The organism is Andreprevotia chitinilytica DSM 18519 (assembly GCF_000711875.1).
GTDB lineage: Bacteria > Pseudomonadota > Gammaproteobacteria > Burkholderiales > Chitinibacteraceae > Andreprevotia > Andreprevotia chitinilytica.
On record NZ_JONM01000003.1, the window covers coordinates 183948 to 204079 of the forward strand.

20 protein-coding genes and 1 pseudogene are annotated in these 20132 nt (G+C 59.2%); 15 read left to right on the forward strand and 6 right to left on the reverse strand.

Annotation, left to right across the window (positions count from 1 at the left end):
- Positions 1-20: 20 nt before the first annotated feature.
- Positions 21-1877 carry an excinuclease ABC subunit UvrC gene (uvrC, locus tag BR41_RS06015; RefSeq protein ID WP_084186868.1) on the forward strand — a complete coding sequence of 619 codons (1857 nt, stop codon included), beginning with the start codon at positions 21-23 and terminating at the stop codon, positions 1875-1877.
- 50 nt (positions 1878-1927) lie between these two features.
- On the opposite strand, the gene BR41_RS06020 is transcribed toward uvrC, so the two are convergent.
- Both BR41_RS06020 and BR41_RS06025 read right to left on the reverse strand, forming a co-directional pair.
- Positions 1928-2563 (reverse strand): NAD(P)-dependent oxidoreductase, encoded by a 636-nt coding sequence (locus tag BR41_RS06020; protein WP_035054091.1) that lies wholly within the window; start codon positions 2561-2563, stop codon positions 1928-1930.
- A gap of 81 nt (positions 2564-2644) precedes the next feature.
- The gene (locus tag BR41_RS06025; RefSeq protein WP_035054093.1) at positions 2645-3079 is read right to left on the reverse strand and encodes an Rrf2 family transcriptional regulator; all 435 of its coding nucleotides are present in this window, start codon (positions 3077-3079) and stop codon (positions 2645-2647) included.
- A 291-nt stretch (positions 3080-3370) separates the two neighbouring features.
- Between BR41_RS06025 and BR41_RS06030 the strand changes: the two are divergent.
- From BR41_RS06030 to BR41_RS06040, 3 genes and pseudogenes are all read left to right on the forward strand, one after another.
- Positions 3371-4018, forward strand: a pseudogene (locus tag BR41_RS06030) (DUF1223 domain-containing protein); the annotation flags it as partial.
- A gap of 72 nt (positions 4019-4090) precedes the next feature.
- Positions 4091-4660 (forward strand): CDP-diacylglycerol--glycerol-3-phosphate 3-phosphatidyltransferase, encoded by a 570-nt coding sequence (pgsA, locus tag BR41_RS06035; protein WP_035054095.1) that lies wholly within the window; start codon positions 4091-4093, stop codon positions 4658-4660.
- A 274-nt stretch (positions 4661-4934) separates the two neighbouring features.
- Positions 4935-6098, forward strand: coding sequence for an MFS transporter (locus BR41_RS06040; protein ID WP_035054097.1), 1164 nt, complete (start codon positions 4935-4937; stop codon positions 6096-6098).
- Here the strand turns inward: BR41_RS06040 and BR41_RS06045 are convergent.
- Positions 6086-6940 carry an HD-GYP domain-containing protein gene (locus tag BR41_RS06045; RefSeq protein ID WP_051710322.1) on the reverse strand — a complete coding sequence of 285 codons (855 nt, stop codon included), beginning with the start codon at positions 6938-6940 and terminating at the stop codon, positions 6086-6088. The genes BR41_RS06040 and BR41_RS06045 overlap by 13 nt on opposite strands.
- A gap of 189 nt (positions 6941-7129) precedes the next feature.
- Here BR41_RS06045 and aroF point away from each other — a divergent pair, with 189 nt between their 5' ends.
- From aroF to rfaE1, 11 genes are all read left to right on the forward strand, one after another.
- Positions 7130-8146 carry a 3-deoxy-7-phosphoheptulonate synthase gene (aroF, locus tag BR41_RS06050; RefSeq protein WP_035054099.1) on the forward strand — a complete coding sequence of 339 codons (1017 nt, stop codon included), beginning with the start codon at positions 7130-7132 and terminating at the stop codon, positions 8144-8146.
- A 57-nt stretch (positions 8147-8203) separates the two neighbouring features.
- The gene (locus BR41_RS06055; protein WP_051710323.1) at positions 8204-8860 is read left to right on the forward strand and encodes an META and DUF4377 domain-containing protein; all 657 of its coding nucleotides are present in this window, start codon (positions 8204-8206) and stop codon (positions 8858-8860) included.
- On the forward strand, positions 8857-9741 hold the full coding sequence (locus BR41_RS06060; RefSeq protein ID WP_245615812.1) for a prephenate dehydrogenase: 885 nt from the start codon (positions 8857-8859) through the stop codon (positions 9739-9741). The genes BR41_RS06055 and BR41_RS06060 overlap by 4 nt, the downstream gene beginning before the upstream one ends.
- 96 nt (positions 9742-9837) lie before the next feature.
- Positions 9838-10527 carry a (d)CMP kinase gene (gene cmk, locus BR41_RS06065; RefSeq protein ID WP_051710325.1) on the forward strand — a complete coding sequence of 230 codons (690 nt, stop codon included), beginning with the start codon at positions 9838-9840 and terminating at the stop codon, positions 10525-10527.
- Positions 10528-10726: 199 nt separating this feature from the next.
- Entirely contained in the window at positions 10727-12400 is a 1674-nt protein-coding gene (rpsA, locus tag BR41_RS06070) for a 30S ribosomal protein S1 (protein ID WP_211251685.1), read from the forward strand.
- A gap of 17 nt (positions 12401-12417) precedes the next feature.
- The gene (locus BR41_RS06075) at positions 12418-12702 is read left to right on the forward strand and encodes an integration host factor subunit beta (protein WP_035054101.1); all 285 of its coding nucleotides are present in this window, start codon (positions 12418-12420) and stop codon (positions 12700-12702) included.
- A gap of 165 nt (positions 12703-12867) precedes the next feature.
- On the forward strand, positions 12868-13170 hold the full coding sequence (locus BR41_RS06080) for a LapA family protein (RefSeq protein ID WP_035054103.1): 303 nt from the start codon (positions 12868-12870) through the stop codon (positions 13168-13170).
- Positions 13171-13220: 50 nt separating this feature from the next.
- The gene (lapB, locus tag BR41_RS06085; RefSeq protein WP_035054105.1) at positions 13221-14408 is read left to right on the forward strand and encodes a lipopolysaccharide assembly protein LapB; all 1188 of its coding nucleotides are present in this window, start codon (positions 13221-13223) and stop codon (positions 14406-14408) included.
- Entirely contained in the window at positions 14409-15104 is a 696-nt protein-coding gene (gene pyrF, locus BR41_RS06090) for an orotidine-5'-phosphate decarboxylase (RefSeq protein ID WP_035054107.1), read from the forward strand.
- Positions 15101-16417 carry a UDP-glucose dehydrogenase family protein gene (locus BR41_RS06095; RefSeq protein ID WP_035054109.1) on the forward strand — a complete coding sequence of 439 codons (1317 nt, stop codon included), beginning with the start codon at positions 15101-15103 and terminating at the stop codon, positions 16415-16417. The genes pyrF and BR41_RS06095 overlap by 4 nt, the downstream gene beginning before the upstream one ends.
- A 21-nt stretch (positions 16418-16438) precedes the next feature.
- The gene (gene rfaE1 / locus BR41_RS06100) at positions 16439-17380 is read left to right on the forward strand and encodes a D-glycero-beta-D-manno-heptose-7-phosphate kinase (RefSeq protein ID WP_051710327.1); all 942 of its coding nucleotides are present in this window, start codon (positions 16439-16441) and stop codon (positions 17378-17380) included.
- Between the two features lie 78 nt (positions 17381-17458).
- Here the strand turns inward: rfaE1 and BR41_RS06105 are convergent, their stop codons facing one another.
- The 3 genes from BR41_RS06105 to rpsR form a co-directional block, all read right to left on the reverse strand.
- The gene (locus BR41_RS06105; protein ID WP_035054112.1) at positions 17459-19270 is read right to left on the reverse strand and encodes a GGDEF domain-containing protein; all 1812 of its coding nucleotides are present in this window, start codon (positions 19268-19270) and stop codon (positions 17459-17461) included.
- A 165-nt stretch (positions 19271-19435) separates the two neighbouring features.
- The gene (rplI, locus tag BR41_RS06110; protein WP_035054114.1) at positions 19436-19885 is read right to left on the reverse strand and encodes a 50S ribosomal protein L9; all 450 of its coding nucleotides are present in this window, start codon (positions 19883-19885) and stop codon (positions 19436-19438) included.
- Positions 19886-19902: 17 nt separating this feature from the next.
- On the reverse strand, positions 19903-20130 hold the full coding sequence (rpsR, locus tag BR41_RS06115; protein WP_035054116.1) for a 30S ribosomal protein S18: 228 nt from the start codon (positions 20128-20130) through the stop codon (positions 19903-19905).
- Positions 20131-20132: the final 2 nt, after the last annotated feature.

Consider the following 20132-nt stretch of genomic DNA (forward strand, 5'->3'; position numbering starts at 1 on the left):
GTTCGCAGTAAAATGGCCCGATGAAGACTGAAACCGCCGTTGCAGATACCCCTGCTCCCGATGAACGTTGGGCCGGGCTGATTGCTCACGTTAAAACCCTGCCGAACCTGCCGGGCGTCTATCGCTATATCGCGGCCGACGGCATGGTGCTGTATGTCGGCAAAGCGCTGGATTTGAAAAAGCGCGTCAGTTCCTATTTCCAGAAAAGCGACCTTAGCCCGCGTATCCGGCTGATGCTCACCCAGGTGGTGAAGATCGAAACCACAGTGGTGCGCTCCGAAGCCGAAGCGTTGGTGCTGGAAAACAACCTGATCAAGGCGCTCGCGCCGCGCTACAACATCTTGTTTCGCGACGACAAGAGCTATCCCTATCTGGTCGTCTCCGGCCACAAATTCCCGCGTCTGGCCTACTACCGTGGCTCGCTGGACAAGCGCAACCAGTACTTCGGCCCGTTTCCGAATGGCTACGTGGTCAAGGAATCGATCCAGCTGTTGCAGAAGGTCTTCAAGCTGCGCACCTGCGAAGACACCGTGTTCGCCAATCGCTCCCGACCGTGTCTGCTGCACCAGATCAAACGCTGCTCTGCGCCGTGCGTGAACTACATCAGCCCGGATGATTACCAGAAGGATGTCGCCAACGCGGTGCTGTTCCTCAACGGCAAATCGACCGAGTTGCTGGCCGATCTGGAAACGCGCATGGAAGCGTATGCGACGGAATGGAAATTCGAGGAAGCCGCCGCGATCCGTGATCAGATTCAGGCGTTGGCGCGGATTCAGGAGCGACAATTCGTCTCGTCGAATACCAGCGAACTCGATGCCGATATTGTCGCCTGCGTGGCCAGCCAGGGCGTGCTGTGCGTGAATCTGGCGATGGTGCGTGGCGGCCGGCACGTGGGGGACAAGAACCTCTTTCCCAGTCACGCCGAGGATTACGACGCCGCCGAAGCGCTGTCTGCCTTCCTCGCACAGCATTACCTCGACCGCAATGTGCCGCCTGTACTGATCTGTCATCCACTGCCGGATGGCGCTGAGCTGATTGCCAATCTGCTGTCCGAACAGGCCGGCCGCAAAGTCGTGCTCAATGCCAATCCGAACGGCGAACGCCGCGTGTGGCTGGAGATGGCGACGAAGAATGCCGAACTCGCGATCCTGCAACGGCAAGCCCAAGCAGCCAGTCAGGCTGGTCGGCTTGCGGCCTTGGTCGAAGCGCTCGATCTGCCGGAGGAAACGCAACGCATCGAGTGCTTCGATATCTCGCACACCATGGGCGAGGCGACCGTGGCGTCCTGCGTGGTATTCGATCGGGGCGATATGCAGCCTAAGGAATACCGGCGCTACAACATTGAAGGCATTACTGGCGGTGACGATTACGCGGCAATGAAACAGGTACTGACGCGCCGCTATGAAAAAATCGCCAATGGCGAGGGCAAGGTGCCCGACCTGATCCTGATCGATGGCGGCAAGGGCCAATTAACCCAAGCCGAAGAAGTCCTGGCGGAAGTTGGCCTCACGCAACCCATATTGCTGGGTGTGGCGAAAGGCGAAACACGCAAGGCCGGTCTGGAGCAGTTGATCTTCGCCATGACGCACAAGGTCATGCAGCTACCGCCGGATCACCCTGGCCTGCATCTGATCCAGCAAGTGCGCGATGAATCGCACCGTTTTGCCATCACCGGCCACCGCGCCCGCCGTGCCAAGGCGCGCGTTGCATCCAGCCTGGAAGAGATCGATGGCGTGGGGCCGAAGCGGCGGAAGAATCTGCTGGCTCGCTTTGGCGGCTTGCAGGGCGTGAAGACGGCGAGTGTGGATGATTTGATGCAGGTGGATGGCATCAATGCCGAGTTGGCCGAGCGGATTTATGCAGCGTTGCGCGGATGACATTTGTAGGGCGGGTTAGCGGCATAGCCGCGTAACCCGCCAAGCAATGCTTAATACGCCACGGTCGCAATCTGCTTCACGAATTTCGGCTGTTCGATCTCGGCGACGAAGGCATCTGCGTAATCGCCATACGAAATCTGGCTGTGACCATCGGCCGATGAGATGAGCGAATTCGCGCCGGTACGGAAAGTGCCGCGTTGCTCGCCCGGGCCGATTTCTGCGGCCGGGGCAAAGAAAGTCCAATCCAGATCATCCGCCGCCTTGAGCACCGCCAACGCATCGCGATGGGCTAGCGCATAGGCCTTGTATTGCGGCGGGAAGTTTGGCGCATCGACGAGTTGCAGGCCCGGCGCGACTTCCAGACTGCCGGCACCGCCGACGACGACCAGACGACGTACGCCAGCAGCGCGTGCGGCGGCGACCAAGGCTTTGGCGGCATCGACGACGGCGCTGGCATCGGCGCTACCGGGGCCGAAGGCGCTGGCGAGGACGTCATGACCGCGGATGGCCTCAACCAGTGCGGCTTGGTCATCCAGGCTGGCAAGGACCGGGCGAACGCCGTGCAGATTATCCGGCAGCGGCTTGTTGCTGCGAACGATGGCGGTGACTTCATGACCGCGCTTGAGGGCTTGCTGGGCGATGTGGCTGCCGATATTGCCGGTGGCGGCGACGAGTGCAATTTTCATGGGGCTTCCTTTGTGGTTAAAGGTAATTGATGAAGTTACATTTGCAGGCAAAAAAATAGTCAGGCGGCCTGTTACGCCCGGTTATTTCTCCGGTTTTTTCTCTATGGAGCCTAGTTGATCCAGCATGTCCTGCAGCGTCAACGCCGCCAATACGCCTTCCATCGCTGCCTGCGCCTGATCGAAAACACCGCTAAGCACGCCGGTGATGTTGCGGCCGATCTCACAGGCCGGGTTGGGCATATTGCGGTGCAGGCCGAGCACGCCCGGTTCTTCCACGCAGTGATAGATATCGATGAGCTTGATCTCAGCCGGCGGCTTGGCGAGCTGAGTACCGCCTTTGACGCCGCGTTCCGCCCAGGTCAGCCCGGCTTGGCCGAGCAGGCCGAGAATGCGCCGGATCAGCACCGGATTGGTGTTCACGCTGCCGGCGATATACGCCGATGGAACAGGCCCCGTGCTGGTGGCCAACAAGGCCAGAATGTGGACGCCGACGGCAAAGCGACTGCTGGTGTTCATTGGGAAGTCTCGTTGAGATGCCATCGACAAAATGCGGCATCCAAAAATATGTAGCAATTGTAGTTACATATTTGGTACGTCGTAAAGTCATCGTTTGCTGTCATGTTCGATCATGCCAGCCGACCAAGGTGGGTGAAGAGATGGAGCGAACGCGATGAAACAAGGATCGATGTTGGTTTGCAGCGCGCTGCTAAGCACCTCGGTGCTGGCGGCAGAACTGCCGGTATGTAGTGCTCAGGTGGCCCGCAGCGGCGCTCATTCGCCGGTGCTGGTTGAGCTTACACCTCGGAAGGCTGCAGTAGCTGCCCGCCGGCGGATCGCTGGTTGTCGGGTTTGGCCGGCGCTGGTTTCAGCCGACGCAACGTCATTCCCTTGGCGTTTCATGTGGATTACTGGGACTACATCGGCTGGCAGGATCGTTTCGCCAAGCCGGCGTGGTCGCAACGCCAGCGGGATCGGGCGGGGCAAGTGGGCGCAGGCTTCGTTTACACGCCGCAATTGCTGTTGAGCGGGCGGGATTGGCAAGCGTGGCGCGGTGGTTATGCGCAGTTGCGGGCGGCACTGACGGCTCAGCCCGCTACGGCGGCGAAGATCGAGCTGCGCTGGCAACCATCCGCCCAAGGCGTGACCGCCGTGGTGAACGTCGAGCAGGGTGGGGCGGGCGTGTTGCATCTGGCGCTGTATGAGGATGGCTTGAGCAGCCAAGTCGCCGCCGGCGAAAACCGAGGCGTGCATTTGCGGCACGATGCCGTCGTCCGCCAACTGGCCGGGCCGTTCAATCCTGGCTCGGATGGCCGCTTGCAACGCACCGTTGTGTTGGCTTTGGCGCCCGGGCAGGATGTGCAGCGCAGCGGTGTGGCAGCCTGGCTGGAAGACGGCGGTAATGGTCGGGTCGTGCAGGCTGTCGCGGCCGATTGTGTCGCTGGAAAGGTGCAATAACATTTGCGCGCTTCGCGCTAGCAAGGCGAGCGGCTAAAATGCCCTATTTGCCGCCAACCGGACCATTGCGCCGTGCCATTCAATTTGCCGATCTTACTTACCTGGCTGCGCGTGGCGCTGATACCGGTTTTCGTCGGTCTCTATTATCTGCCGGCCGATATGCCGCCGATTTTGATCAAGAACCTCATCGGCACGGTGATTTTTGCGGTGGCGGCGCTGACCGATTGGTTCGACGGCTATCTGGCCCGGAAGTGGAATCAGGTGTCGAGCTTCGGCGCTTTTCTCGATCCGGTTGCCGACAAGCTGATGGTGGCGGCAGCGCTGATCCTGCTGGTCGAAATCGACCGTGCGCCAGCCTGGCTGGCGGTGATCATCATCGGGCGCGAAATCACCATTTCTGCATTGCGTGAATGGATGGCGCAACTGGGCAAGATCAAGAGCGTGGCCGTTGCCACCATCGGCAAGTTCAAGACCGCCGCGCAGATGGTCGCCATCCTGTTCTTGCTATGGGACGAGCCGCTGATTCCCGGCTTGTCGACCCGCCTGATCGGTACCATCGCGCTTTACGTTGCGGGCGTGCTGACGATTGTTTCGATGTTCTATTACCTGCGCGTCGCTGCTCAGCAATTCCGCGAAAACTAGGCTCTGTTGACGCAGGTTTTGCGGTCGCGCGGCGCCGAATTTTGCGGTCAATCAAGGCATAAGGCGCGCCGCATAACCAGTTATGTCAGCGACTTATAACGCGGAGTGACCGCAAAAGTCGGCTTCGCCCGAAGGGTTTGCCCGGATTTGGGCCTCTTGCGGTGTTGAAAGCCACTTGCGTAATCCATTACGCGGCGTGTCTTTCGCCTGGCAATAGGCCCAAATCCGGGCAAACGCGATCCGCAAAACCTACGTCAACAGAGCCTGCCCAGCAATGAACCCGTCCCCAGCCGCCGGATTGTTCGCAATCGGCGGCTTCTACTTTTGTTATTTCGCCTTTACCGGACTGTTCCAGCCGTATTGGGGCGTCTACTTGGCCGCGTTGTCGTTTCCGGCGTGGCAGATCGGCATCCTGACTTCACTTACCCAGATCAACCGGATTTATGCGCCTGCCATCTGGGGCTGGCTAGCGGATCGCACCGGCAAGCGCTCGTTGATCTTGCGTGTGGCGGGACTGGGTGCCGTGAGCGGTTTTATCGGCTTGCTGTTCGCACATGGTTTTTGGGGCATGTTCAGCGTCGTGCTGTTGGCGACGTTCTTCTGGAGTGCCGCGCTGCCGCTGGTTGAAGCGCTGACGATGACCAGGCTGCGCGGCGATAGCGGCCGTTATGCGCGCCTGCGGGTGTGGGGCTCGATTGGTTTCATCGTCTCGTCGATCATTGCTGGTTACTGGATTCAGGCCAAGGGCGTGGCAGTGTTGCCGATGACGGTGGTGGCAGTCATGTCTGGTCTGGCAATTTACGCTTGGCTGCTGCCGGAAGCGCCAGCGCTGCCAGCCAACCAGCCGCAGGCTGCCGGCTTGGGGCAAATCCTGCGTCGGCGGGAAATTCAGGTAGTGTTCCTTGGCTGCTTCCTGATGCTGCTTGCCCACGGGCCGTATTACAGCTTCTATTCGATCTACATCACCCAGCATGGCCTCAGCAAAAGCCATATCGGCTGGTTGTGGACGGTGGGCGTCTTGGCCGAGGTGGTGATCTTCCTGGTCATGCCGTGGCTGACCCGGCGCTGGTCGATGCGCAGCTTGTTTCTCTCGACTTTCCTCGTGGCGGCGTTGCGTTTCCTGCTGATTGGCTGGGGTGTGCAGAGCTTGGCCATTCTGCTGTTCGCGCAGCTTGGGCATGCGTTTTCGTTCGCCATCAGCCATGCCAGCGCGATGAGCTACGTGCACAAGCATTTCGCCGGCTCGCACCAAGCGAAAGGGCAGGCGCTGTATATCGGGGCCTCGTTCGGCCTGGGCGGCAGCCTGGGTGGGCTGCTCGCCGGCTGGGGTTGGGATGTCCTCGGCGGCCGACTGGAATTTACGCTGGCCGCGCTGGTGGCGCTGACGGGGTGGATCGTGTGCGCTGCGGTGTTGCGCCGCGAAGATCAAGCCGCCTGAAGCACCTTGTCGCCCAGGCTGGTGCGTACCAGCTGGGTGAGACCTTCGATCAATTCATGGTCGATCACCAAAGGTTGAGCGGGTGCCCTGCGACCGGTCGGCACAAAGCGCCAATCGCCATCGCCGCCGATGGCACGCAACTCGTTGCGACAGGCCGGGCAAGCAGTCAGGTCGCCGGTGCGGGTCTTTTTCGGCACGGCGATGATCGGGCCACACATCGGGCAGCTTTGCAGCGGAATGCCCGGTTCCGAATGGCCGACGATGTGATCCAGCACGCCGGCTTGGCCCATGCGGATGAAGCGGTCGGCGATTTCGGCATCGAATTGGCGGCCAAGGTTGTCACGAATGATCTCCAGCGCACGGGCAATTGGCATGCCCTTGCGATAGGGGCGGGTCGAGGTCATGGCGTCGAAGGCATCGGTGATACCGACAATCTTGGCAACCAACGGAATCGCATCGCCGGTCAGACCACGTGGGTAGCCGCGCCCATCCGGAGTTTCGTGATGCAGCACGACCGCATCGTGCACCAGATGGGCGAGCGGATGGTTGGCCAGCAGATGCTCACCCATCGCCGGGTGGGTCTTGATGACGTCGTATTCCTCATCGGTGAGTTTGTCCGGCTTGTTGAGGATGGCATCCGGCACGCCGATCTTGCCCAGATCGTGCAAAAAGCCGCCCAGCGCAATGCGGGCAACTTCGGTATCCGGCAAGCCCATGTCCTGCGCGATCAGCTTGGAAAATTGCGAGACCCGCCACAGGTGGCCGCCGGTATAGGCATCGCGCGCTTCGACCATTGCGGCCATCGTGTACAGACTGTTGAGCAGGTGGGTGAGCAAATCCATGGTTTTTCCTTGATGGGGCGTCTTAACTATTGAATTTAGAAGGTGCTGTGCCCTTTTGTCGCGGCAGACGGGGAATTCTGACAAGAAACTTTAGTATTTATCCCAATAGAATTAGGCGTTCGCCTCACCTAGCTTCCAGCTGACGCGTTTCAGCGTCGTTTCAATCCATTCCAACTACCAGAGCCCATCATGATTATCGTCATGCAACTCAATGCGACCGATGCCCAAATCAACGGCGTCGTGTCTGAAATCCGCAAGGCCGGGCTGAAAGAGCACATCTCGCGCGGATCGGAACTCGTCATCATTGGCGCCATTGGCGACGAGAACAAGCTGGAACCCGCCCATCTGGAAATCCTGCCTGGCGTCGAGCGCGCCACGCGGGTCACCAAGCAATACAAGATCGTGGCGCGTGATTCGCATCCGGCCGGATCGATTGTGAAAGTGCGAGGCATCCCCATCGGTGGCAATCAGATCCAGATCATCGCTGGGCCATGCTCGGTGGAAACCCAAGAGCAGATGAACCTGTCTGCCGATGCGGTCGCTGCTGCCGGTTGCCGCATGATGCGCGGCGGTGCATTCAAGCCGCGCACTAGTCCCTACGCATTCCAGGGCTTGGGCGTGGAAGGGCTGGAGTACTTCCAGCAGGCGGCCAAGCGCCACAATCTGCCCATCGTGACCGAATTGATGGACGTGCGCATGCTAGACACCTTCATGGAATACGACGTGGATGTGATCCAGATCGGCGCACGCAATATGCAGAATTTCGATCTGTTGAAAGAGGTCGGCCGAGTGAACAAGCCGGTCATCCTCAAGCGTGGTTTATCCGCCACGATTGCCGAATGGCTGATGGCGGCTGAATACATCGCTGCTGGCGGCAACCACAACATCATCTTCTGTGAGCGTGGCATCCGCACTTTCGAGACCACATACCGCAACGTGCTGGACGTGACCGCAATCCCGGTGCTCAAGCGCGAAACGCACTTGCCAGTCATCGTCGACCCGAGCCATTCCGGCGGCAAAGCCTGGATGGTGCCGGCGCTGTCGCAAGCGGCTATCGCTGCGGGCGCGGATGGCCTGCTGGTAGAAATGCACCCGAATCCCTGTGACGCCTGGTGCGATGCCGATCAGGCGTTGACGCCGGAAGAACTGAAAAAACTGACCGTGACGCTTGGCGCCATCGCTGGTGCGATCGGCCGCAGTATTTGAAGGCGTGCACGGCGCAAGTCCGCTAGTCCTGACCTATTTACCCAGCAAGGAGCAACCATGCGCAAATTCATCCTTCCCCTCGCCTTGGCCCTACTCGCCGCCGCGCCGCTGGCGCAAGCCAGATCGCTGCTTGATGGCGATTACCGGATTGATCGTGTCGTGGTGGGCGATACGGTGCTTCGCCCGACCGACCCTGTACCGACCGTCAATATCCAGGGTGACCGGATCAGTGGTTTTTCCGGCTGTAACCGTTTCATGGGCCAGATTCGCTACATGAACAGCAATGTGCAGATCGGTCCGTTGGCGGGCACCAGAATGGCTTGCCTGGAACCGAGCGTGCAGACGCTGGAAACGACCGTGCTGGATGCTTTGCAAGCGGCCAAAAGCTTTGGTCTGAATCAGGCTCAGCATGCCGTTGTGTTGCGCGGATCAAACGGCGAGGCCGTCACGCTGGTGCGTGAATCAGAGAATGTGAAGGTGCTCGAAATCGCCCCGCAAAAGGTGGCCTGCAGTGGCGTGGGCAAGATGGAGTGCCTGCAAGTGCGCGAGACCGCCGATGCACCGTGGACGTTGCTGTATCAGCAAATCGAAGGCTTCGAGCCGCAAGCCGGTGTAAGCTACCGCCTTCGCGTCCGCGAGGATCGCGTGGCGAATCCACCGGCCGATGCGCCAGCCACGCGGCTGGTTTTGATCGAAACGCTTGAGAGTCAATGACTTCCATTAACCCGATGACTTCCATCAACCGCTTGGTTCTGCTCGGCACTGGCCTGATCGGTGGCTCGTTCGCCCTCGCACTCAAGCGGGCAGGGCGGGTGCGCCACGTGGTCGGAGTCGGGCGCAATGCGCAGAACCTGCAGCGTGCGCTTGATCTGAACGTGATCGATTCGGCCAGTCATGATGCGGCTGAAGCCGTGCAGGGCGCTGATTTCGTGCTGATCGCCACGCCGGTTGGTCAGATGGGACGCTTGATGGGCGAGATCGCACCGCATCTCGCGTCCGATTGCATCGTGACGGATGGCGGCAGTACCAAGCGCGATGTCGTAGCGCTTTACCGCGAACATCTATCGCAGCACCTCGGCCAGTGCGTGCCGGGCCATCCGATCGCCGGCTCGGAGCTATCTGGTGCGGCTGCTGCGCAGTACGGGCTATATGAAGGCCGGCGCGTGGTATTGACGCCATTGCCGGAAACACGGTCGGATGCGGTCGCCCGAGTGCGTGCTTTGTGGGAAGTCTGCGGTGCCAGCGTGTATGAGATGAGCGCCGAAGAGCACGACGGCATCTTCGCTTGCGTGAGTCATGTGCCGCATTTGCTGGCATTCGCTTATATGAACTCGGTGCTGGATCGCTCTAACGCCAGTGCCTGTCTGGATTTTGCCGCTACCGGCTTCCGCGATTTCACGCGCATCGCCGGTAGCCATCCGGATATGTGGCGCGATATCGCACTCGCCAATCGCGATGCCATCCTGGCCGACCTCAAGGCCAATGCCGAACAGCTGAAGCATGTCATCGGTTTGGTTGAGTCGGGCGAGATGGATGCGCTGACCGATTACATTGGCCGCGCCAGCCGCGCTCGCAACGGCTGGGGCAAGCGCTAGCCGGTAGCTGCGAGGGTATACGGGCGTAACGAAAGCCGCGTTAGAATCCGCCTCGCTGGCAGGGAGATCCCCTGCCTTGTTTGGAGAGATTTTAAAATGTCCGGTATTCCTGTCATCGCGGTAGATGGCCCATCCGCATCCGGCAAAGGCACGGTCGCACAGCGTGTGGCCGAGGTGCTCGGCTTTCATTACCTCGATTCCGGTGCCTTGTACCGCCTGACGGCACTGGCCGCCGAGCGGCAAGGCGCGACGTGGCACGACGAGCAGGCCGTTGCCGATATCGCAGCGAAGCTCGACGTGGTGTTCGATGGCGCAGCGATCCTGCTCGCCAAGAGCGACGTGACCGAAGCGATCCGTACTGAAAACATCGGGATCGGCGCATCCATCGTTGCTGCATTGCCGCTGGTGCGTGCGGCGCTGCTGGAGCGGCAGCGGGCATTTGCGCTGGTACCGGGCTTGGTCGCCGACGGCCGTGACATGGGCTCGACGGTCTTCCCGCATGCGCCCCTCAAAGTCTTCCTGACCGCTTCCGCCGAAGCACGCGCCGAGCGTCGCTACAAGCAATTGACCGAACGTGGCGAAGCCGCCGATCTGGCTGCGATTACGGCCGATTTGCACGCACGTGACGAGCGGGACCGCCAGCGTTCGGTCGCGCCGTTGCAACAGCTGCCGGATGCACTGCTGCTTGATACCACCGAGATGGGCATTGCCGAAGCGGTGCAGCAGGTGTTGGCGTGGTGGCACACCGCAACGGAAGTCCAGCGGAAAAGCGTGCCAAGTGCTTGAAGAAACAAAGAGAATTCCTTAAAATGCCGTGATTGACTTGCGCCCCCCATTTATCCAGATGGCGGGGCGTGGTCATTTGGGGCTGTATCGGCGCAATGCCGGTCGGCCAATGTGCAACTAACCCCCCGCTTCCTGCCTTCCGGCGTGGAAGTATTTGGAAAACTCCTCAATGACTACTGCTACTCTGTCGGGCTCCTCCATGGACAGCTTTGCCGCTCTGTTCGAAGAAAGCCTGAAGAACCAGGAAATGCGCTCCGGTGAAGTCATCACCGCTGAAGTCGTCGCAATCGACAACAACTTCGTGACCGTGAATGCCGGTCTGAAGTCCGAATCCCTGATCCCGGTCGAAGAATTCAAGAACGACGCTGGCCAGCTCGACGTCAAAGTCGGCGATTTCGTGCCGGTGGCGATCGACAGCCTGGAAAACGGCTATGGCGAAACCAAGCTCTCCCGCGAAAAGGCCAAGCGCCTGGCCGCCTGGATCGAGCTGGAAGATTGCCTGGAAAAGGGTCAAGTGATGTCCGGCGTGATCTCGGGCAAGGTCAAGGGCGGTCTGACTGTCATGGTCAATGGCCTGCGCGCCTTCCTGCCGGGTTCGCTGGTCGACATCCGTCCGATCAAGGACACCACGCCGTTCGAAGGCAAGCAAGTCGAATTCAAGGTCATCAAGCTGGATCGCAAGCGCAACAACGTGGTTGTGTCCCGTCGCGCCGTACTGGAAGACAGCCTGGGCGAAGAGCGTCAGAAGCTGCTGGAAACCCTGCGCGAAGGCGCGATCATCAAGGGTATCGTCAAGAACATCACCGACTACGGTGCGTTTGTTGACCTCGGCGGTATCGATGGCCTGCTGCACATCACCGATCTGGCATGGCGCCGCGTCAAGCACCCGAGCGAAGTCCTCGCGGTGGGCGACGAAGTCGAAGCCAAGGTCCTCAAGTTCGATCAAGAGAAGAACCGCGTGTCCCTCGGCCTCAAGCAGCTGGGCGAAGATCCGTGGGTCGGCCTCTCCCGTCGTTACCCGCAAGGCACCCGCCTGTTCGGCAAGGTCACCAACCTGACCGACTACGGCGCGTTCGTGGAAATCGAACAAGGCATCGAAGGTCTGGTGCACGTGTCCGAAATGGATTGGACCAACAAGAACGTTCACCCGTCCAAGGTTGTGTCGCTGGGCGACGAAGTCGAAGTCATGATCCTCGACATCGACGAAGACAAGCGCCGTATCAGCCTGGGCATGAAGCAGTGCGCGGCCAACCCGTGGAACGAGTTCTCCGACAACTTCAAGAAGGGCGACAAGCTGAAGGGCGCGATCAAGTCGATCACCGACTTCGGCGTGTTCGTCGGTCTGCCGGGCGGCATCGATGGCCTGGTTCACCTGTCCGACCTGTCGTGGCACGTGACTGGCGAAGAAGCCGTTCGCAACTTCAAGAAGGGCGACGAAGTTGAAGCCGTGGTTCTGTCGATCGACGTCGACAAGGAACGCATCAGCCTCGGCATCAAGCAACTCGAAGGTGATCCGTTCAACAACTACGTGTCTGGCAGCGACAAGGGCGCAATCGTCAAGGGTACCGTCAAGTCCCTCGATGCCAAGGGTGCCGTGGTTCTGCTGGCTGACGACGTTGAAGGCTACCTGCGTTCGACCGAAGTCTCCCGTGACCGCGTGGAAGACATCCGTACCGTGCTGAAGGAAGGCGACGAAGTCGAAGCCATGATCATCAACGTTGATCGCAAGAACCGCTCGATCAACCTGTCGATCAAGGCCAAGGATCTGGGCGACGAGAAGGCTGCCATCAGCCAACTGTCGTCTGACGCTACCGCCGGCACGACCAACCTCGGTGCGCTGCTCAAAGCCAAACTGTCTGGCTCGAACGAGTAAGCGTCTTGAGGGGTGGTATGACCAAGTCGGAACTCATTGCAAAACTCGCTGAGCGCTATCCGCAGCTCGTAGCGAAAGATGCTGAGTTGGCCGTCAAGACTATTCTCGATGCGATGGCGAAAAGCCTCGCGCAAGGTCGTCGCATCGAGATTCGTGGTTTTGGCAGCTTTGACCTCAACTACCGTCCGCCAAGATTGGGGCGCAATCCGAAATCCGGCACCAAAGTAGAGGTACCGGAAAAGTTTGTGCCGCATTTCAAGGCTGGCAAAGAATTGCGCGAGCGAGTCGACGAATTGCTGTAAATCGTCGCTTGCCTGCGTCGAACGGCGTCCCTTCGGGGGCGCCGTTTTTCATTGGTGGCCGTGAAAGCTTGCGTGTTGCCCGCATGCTGAGTCACCGTGGAATCGGCTACAATGCAGGCCACGCAGCAAGCACCTTCCCATCTAGCGAGTCTCAAGCGAGTTCCCATGCGCTACCTCCTCTGGCTGATCCAGTTTGTCGTCTTTTGTGTCCTGCTCGGTTTTGCGTTGAACAACGCGGAGCCCGTGACCTTGAACTTCTTCTTTGGCAAGGCCTGGACGGCATCACTCTCGATCCAGCTGTTCGTCTGCTTTGCCGTTGGGGTGTTGTGCGGCATGTTGGCGCTGGTGACCAAGGTGATCCGCTATCGCCGTGAAATGATCAAGCTGCGCCGCGAGTTGCGCAGCCGCAATACCATCACCCCACCCGCGCCGGACGTGGTGTTTGAACAGCCGCGCGATGCGGTCTGATCCGGCCTTGCCATACAACCTGTCATTCCCTAAGCCCACTGGTTCATTCAATGCCTGATTCCCAATTCTGGTGGCTGATCGCATTCCCCGTCTTTTTCGGTTTGGGCTGGCTGGCGGCGCGTGTGGATATCAAGCACGTATTGTCTGAAACACGCTCCTTGCCCGCGTCCTATTTCAAGGGCCTCAATTTCCTGCTGAATGGCGAGACCAATCGCGCCGTCGACGTGTATGTCGATATCGCTCGCCACCATGCCGAAACAGTCGAGCTGCAGTTCACGCTGGGTCACCTGTTCCGCCGCCGTGGCGAGCTGGAACGGGCCATCCGCATGCACCAGAAGTTGCTGACGCGGCGCGATCTGAACGCAGTGCAACGACAGCAGGCCCAGTTCGAGCTGGCGCAGGATTTCATGAAGGCCGGCCTGTTCGATCGTGCCGAGACTATCCTCACCGAGCTGGCCAATACCGATTACGCGCGCCAGGCTCGCACCGAGTTGCTGGCGGTGTATCAGCAGGAAAAGGACTGGCCCAAGGCGATTGAAACGGCGCGCCAGCTGCGCGATGACAGCCATAACTATCAGCACGAAATTGCTCAGTTCTATTGCGAACTTGCTGCCCAGGCGCACACGCGCTCGCATACCGAAGAAGCTTTGGGCTTTCTCGAGCAAGCGCTGGAAGCCAACCGCCAATGCGCGCGCGCGCGTTTGATACTGGGTGAGATTGCTTATGCGGCAGGCGACCATCAGGCCGCGATCGATCATTGGCTGCAGCTGGAAATGCAGGATCCGCTTTATCTAGCCTTGGCCGCGCGCCAGCTCCTGGCTGCGTACGAAGCCTTGGGTCAGAGCGAGGAGGGCACAACCTTGCTGCTACGTCTGCTGCAGCAATATCCAGAACTCGACGTGCTCGATCTCGCCTACGAGCGCATGCTGGCCCAACGTGGCCTCGATGCTGCCTATGCTTTTGTGCGTGAACGGCTGCAGACCCATCCAACCATGCCTAGCCTGCGAAAAGTGCTCGAAGCCCACATGTTGGTGGCGCCGGATGAGCAGAAGGCCGAGCTGGATATCATCGTGAAATTGCTCAATGACGCCACCCGTGAGCAAACGATGTATTTCTGCAATCATTGCGGTTTCAAGGCCAAGCAGTATTTCTGGCATTGCCCGGCCTGCACCGCCTGGGAAGCCTTTGCGCCGGTGCGCGGCCGCAAGAATCGTCTGCATCAAACGGAAAGCTATTAAATGTCCGACCCCCGTATCATCGTTGCGCTCGATTATCCCGACGCAACTTCCGCCTTGGCGTTCGCCGACCGTGTCAGCCCGGATCAATGCCGGCTCAAGGTGGGCAAGGAGCTCTTTACCGCCGCTGGTCCGCAGCTTGTCGAAGCCCTTGTGGCGCGCGGTTTCGATGTCTTCCTCGATCTGAAATTCCACGATATCCCGAACACCGTCGCGCAAGCCTGCAAAATGGCCGCCGGCCTTGGTGTGTGGATGGTCAATGTGCACGCTTCGGGCGGGCGCAAGATGATGGAAACCACGCGTGAAGCGCTGGAAGCGCTGCCGCAGCGCCCCTTGTTGATCGCTGTGACCGTGCTGACCAGCATGGATGCCGCCCAACTTGCCGAAATCGGCCTGCCAGACCCGGTGGTACAAGTGGAGCGGCTCGCTCGCCTGACGAAGGATTGCGGGCTTGATGGCGTGGTCTGTTCGGCGCAGGAAGCCAGCTTGTTGAAACAGGCATGTGGTCGAGAATTCAAGCTGATTACCCCCGGCATCCGCCCAGCTGATGCCGCGCTCGATGACCAGAGCCGTGTCATGACGCCGCAAGCCGCCGTGGCTGCCGGCAGCGATTATCTGGTCATCGGTCGCCCGATCACCCAGAGTGCTGATCCCCTCGCCACGCTGCAAACCATCAACCGAACCTTGGAAATCGCATGAAAATCACCGTGATTGGCACTGGCTATGTCGGCCTCGTGACTGGCGCTTGCTTGGCCGAATATGGCAATGACGTGGTTTGCCTTGACCTGGATGCCAAGAAAATTGATCTCCTGAATGCAGGAGGCATCCCGATTTATGAGCCAGGTCTGGACGATATCGTTGCGCGCAACGTAGAAGCCGGGCGACTCAAGTTCACGACGGATATCGCCGAATCGGTTCAGCACGGTACGGTGCAGTTCATCGCAGTTGGCACGCCTCCGGATGAAGATGGTTCGGCGGATCTGCAATACGTATTGGCCGCGGCACGCAACATCGGCCGTTTGATGACCGACTACAAAGTGATTGTCGACAAATCGACGGTGCCGGTCGGTACGGCGGAAAAAGTGAAGGCGGTCGTGGCGGAAGAGCTTGCCACACGAGGCATTACGCTGGAATTCAGCGTGGCCTCGAACCCTGAATTCTTGAAGGAAGGGGCGGCGGTCGACGACTTCATGCGACCGGATCGTATCGTCGTCGGTGCGGAAGATGAGCGCGCCATTCATGTGATGAAGGCGATCTACCACCCGTTCCAGCGTAATCACGATCGCACGCTGATCATGGATATCCGCTCCGCCGAGCTGACCAAATACGCCGCCAACGCCATGCTGGCGACGCGAATTTCGTTCATGAACGAAATTGCCAATCTGGCGGAAAAGCTGGGTGCCGACGTCGAGCACGTGCGGCGCGGTATCGGCTCCGACCCGCGTATCGGTTACCACTTCCTCTATCCGGGTTGCGGTTATGGCGGTTCGTGTTTCCCGAAGGACGTACAGGCTCTCCAACAGACGGCACTGGAAAACGGCATGCCCATGCAAGTGCTGGGTGCAGTCGAAGCAGTGAACGATGCGCAGAAACACCTGTTATTGAAAAAGCTGATTGCCCGTTTTGGCGAAAATCTGGCCGGTTTCACCTTTGCCGTATGGGGCTTGGCGTTCAAGCCCAAGACCGACGATATGCGCGAAGCGCCGAGCCTGGTGCTGATCGAAGGCTTGTTGGCACGTGGCGCTAAAGTGATTGCCTATGATCCGGTCGCAATGAAAGAGGCACACCGCCATCTGGGCGATCGGGTTGCTTACGCGACTGATCCGATGGGCGCGCTCGACGGGGCCGACGCCTTGCTGATCGTGACCGAATGGAAGCAGTTCCAGGTGCCTAATTTCGAAGCGGTCAAACAAAAACTCAAACGGCCGTTGATTCTCGACGGGCGCAATTTGTATGAGCCGTCTTTCGTGCGCGAGTACGGTATTGAATATGACGCGATCGGGCGTCTGTAAGCGGTAAGGACATAGGCGGATATGAAGCTCTCTGATCTGCAGGCCGCGATCGCTGGTGCACGTGTTCTGGTCGCCGGTGATGTCATGCTCGACCGCTACTGGTTTGGCGACGTCGAACGTATTTCGCCGGAAGCACCGGTGCCGGTGGCGCGTATTCGCAAGAGTGAGGAGCGGGCCGGTGGTGCGGCCAATGTGGCGCGCAATATTGCTGCGCTGGGCGGCAAGGTTGAATTGCTGGCCGTGGTGGGTGATGACGAAGCAGGCGGTAGCCTGGAAAAACTGTTGCAGGCCGAGGGTGTGGCAACACGGTTGTATCGCGACCCAGGGATCGCCACGACGGTGAAGCTGCGCGTCTTGGCGAAGCAGCAACAATTGCTGCGTATCGACTTCGAGGAAACGCCCAGTCACGACATTCTTGCTGACAAGCTTGATGAGTTCCGCCGGGTGTTGGCTGGGGTCGATGTGGTGATCTTGTCCGATTACGGCAAGGGTGGGCTGTTGCACGTGCGGGAAATGATCGCGGCGGCAAAGGCTGTCGGCAAGCCGGTGCTGGTCGATCCAAAGGGTGATGATTACACGCCATATCGTGGCGCAACGCTGCTCACGCCGAACCGTAGTGAATTCAAGCAGGTAGCTGGAAGTTGGCGGGACGAGGCTGATTTCATGATGCGGGCGCAAGCCTTGCGTGAGCAGCTTGATCTGGATGCGCTGCTGATTACCCGTAGCGAGGAGGGGATGACGCTATTCCGCTCGCAGGGCGTGGCGCATCAGCCGACGGTGGCGCAAGAAGTGTTTGATGTATCGGGTGCTGGGGATACCGTGATCGGCACGCTTGGTCTGATGTTGGCTGCTGGACTGGCATTGCCGGACGCTATGGCTTGGTCCAATCGGGCTGCTGGCGTGGTGGTGGGCAAGTTGGGGACGGCCGTCGTTCATCCTGAGGAATTGTTTATCGAAGGTTGATTTGCCTGACCTGTCGATGACACATAAAAAAGCCAGCACACATTGTGCTGGCTTTTTCTTAACGACGATCCCATCAATTCATTCCTCTGACGTAGATCCCGGCGTCGTACTGACCACGCGGTTCTTGCCGGCTTTCTTGGCCCGATACATGGCAGTGTCCGCACGCTCAATCACTCCCGCCCGGTGCTCGCCGGGTGCGACTTCAGTCACGCCAGCGCTGAAGGTGATGAGCACCTTGTCATTGTTGTGCATGAAGAAACGCTTGGTCAGTTCACGCTGCAGGCGTTGCAGGACGGGAATCGCTTCAGGCAGGCGTGTTTCCGGGAACAGCAGTACAAATTCCTCGCCGCCATAACGCGCCACGATATCGGTTGGCCGTAACAAATCCTTGATCACTCGAACAAGGTGCACAAGTGCGGCATCCCCGGCGGCATGGCCGCGCTGGTCGTTGAGTTGCTTGAAGTTGTCGATATCGAGGAGGGCGAGCGATAGCGGTTTGCCGCTGCGTTGCGCGCGCGCGGCCTCGGTATCGAATGATTCTTCCAGCCCGCGCCGATTCAACGCCCCGGTCATCTGGTCTTCGCGGACTTTTTCGCTGACCTCGCGCAATTCGCTTTCCAGCTGGCGGATTTTTTCTTCCGCTTCATTGACGCGGCTACGTGCTTCCATCATTTCGTCACGATTGCGCCGAACATCGAGCTGCATGGAGCGCGTGTCTTGCAGAAGGTCGGCCATCACGTGCTGAATGTCTTCGAGGTCGTGTGCCTGCTGGATTTGCTCGGCATAGGTGGCAATACGACCGTGATAATGATCGGTGCTGTCGGAAAGCGTACCCAGCCGATCGATGAAGGTGGCGATCATCGATTTAAGGGCGTCTTGCGCTTCCAGCAGACTTTTCTTCAGGATGCTTTGCTTGTAGATGACTTCTTTGAGGCCGACTTCGGCATCGTAGATCAGTCGCATGTCGAGCGGTTGCTGCATGATCTGCTGGACAACAGCGATCTGACCATGCAGATGCTCATCCTCGACGACGATTTCGCTCATGTTGTCGGTGAGTAATCGCAGCAGGTTAAGCAGACCGTCACAGAGCCGCTGTTCTTGCTCGTTGACCAGCTCGAGGCGGCGCCAGAACTTCTTCATCTGGGCGATCAACAAGCCCAGATCACCTTCCTGCATGACGCCGCCGACGCGCGTGCCGAAAGTACGCGCCTCGTCGGCCAGATCCGGGTAGTGGGTCAGCCTCGGCACCAGGCCAAGGATGAGTGTCTGCGATAGGGCGTCTTGCCATGGCACCAGGTTGCCGGAGATATCTGGTGTGCCTGATGCGGGTTGAGAGAGCTGGGTGTCGGCGGGGAGGGGAGCGTTGTCGGCTGTGCCGTTACTGCTATTCTCGGATTCAGTGCCGGTTTCGCCCCAGCTGCGTATCAAGCCGGACAACTTGTCGTTCAATTGTTCGGGATCATTGCCGAAGTGAATCAATACCCGTTCTAGCGATTCACTTTTCCGACTGGGTGGATAGGCTGGATTGCGCAAATCCCATTGTCGGATCAGATCGCGAATCAGATCGACCCAAGCGCGCGTGAGTTGGGATTGGCCGCCTTGTAGCTCGATATACTTGATGACGAGGGCGGGAACCGCACTCCATTCGCTGCTGCGATTGGCCTTTTTTAGTTGTTCGAGCGTGCGTCCCAATTCCGGGGACTGACGCGGTAGCTCGGTAAGCGCTTGCTCGATTTGTTTGGCCAACTCAGGAAGTCGTTCCTCATCCGGAGTGTTGGCAATCGTGTGATAGATATCGGTGTAATGGTCTGGTGTTGGGTCCAGCCGTTGCGTCGCCATTTCTTTCAGCGTTTCTCTGGCAATTTCGGTAGGGCTGCTGAGTTTGCGCATGGCTGATTGGTCTGCGGAGCGTAGGGGGGTAATGGACGACTAGTGTAGATTCTACCCGCTTGCCGGCTGTATTTTGTGTCGGCTGTCATCTGGGGTAGATGAGTGCCAAAGAAAAACGGGGCATCCCGAAGGATGCCCCGTTTTACGGTGAAGCAAGTGGGTGGCTTATTGCTCGCCGACCACTACAACCTTCACTTCGACGGTCACGTCGTGATGCAACGCCAGGGTCACATCGTATTCGCCGATAGCCTTGAACGGGCCTTCGGGCAGACGGACTTCCGACTTGACTACTTCAGTACCGGCAGCGGTAAACGCAGCAGCGATATCGGCGTTGGTTACGGAGCCGAACAGACGGCCATCAACACCAGCCTTCTGAGCAACGGTAACGGACGCGCCAACCAGCTTTTCGGCACGGGTTTGCGCGCCAGCAAGGATTTCAGCCTGACGGGCTTCGAGTTCCGCACGGCGGGCTTCGAATTCCTTCAGGTTGGCTTCGGAAGCACGCTTGGCCTTGCCTTGCGGGATCAGGAAGTTACGGGCAAAGCCGTCTTTGACCTTGACCACATCGCCCAGTTGACCCAGGTTGCCGACTTTCTCGAGCAGAATGATTTGCATGGTTCTTTCTCCTCGGCTTAGTGCAGATCGGTGTACGGCAGCAGTGCCAGGAAGCGCGCGCGCTTGATAGCGGCCGACAGTTGACGCTGATAACGCGCCTTGGTGCCGGTGATGCGAGCCGGGATGATCTTGCCGTTTTCAGCGATGAAATCTTTCAGGATCGCGGTGTCCTTGTAGTCGATCTCTTTGATGCCTTCGGCGGTAAAGCGGCAGAACTTTCTGCGCTTGAACAGGTTGCGGGACATGG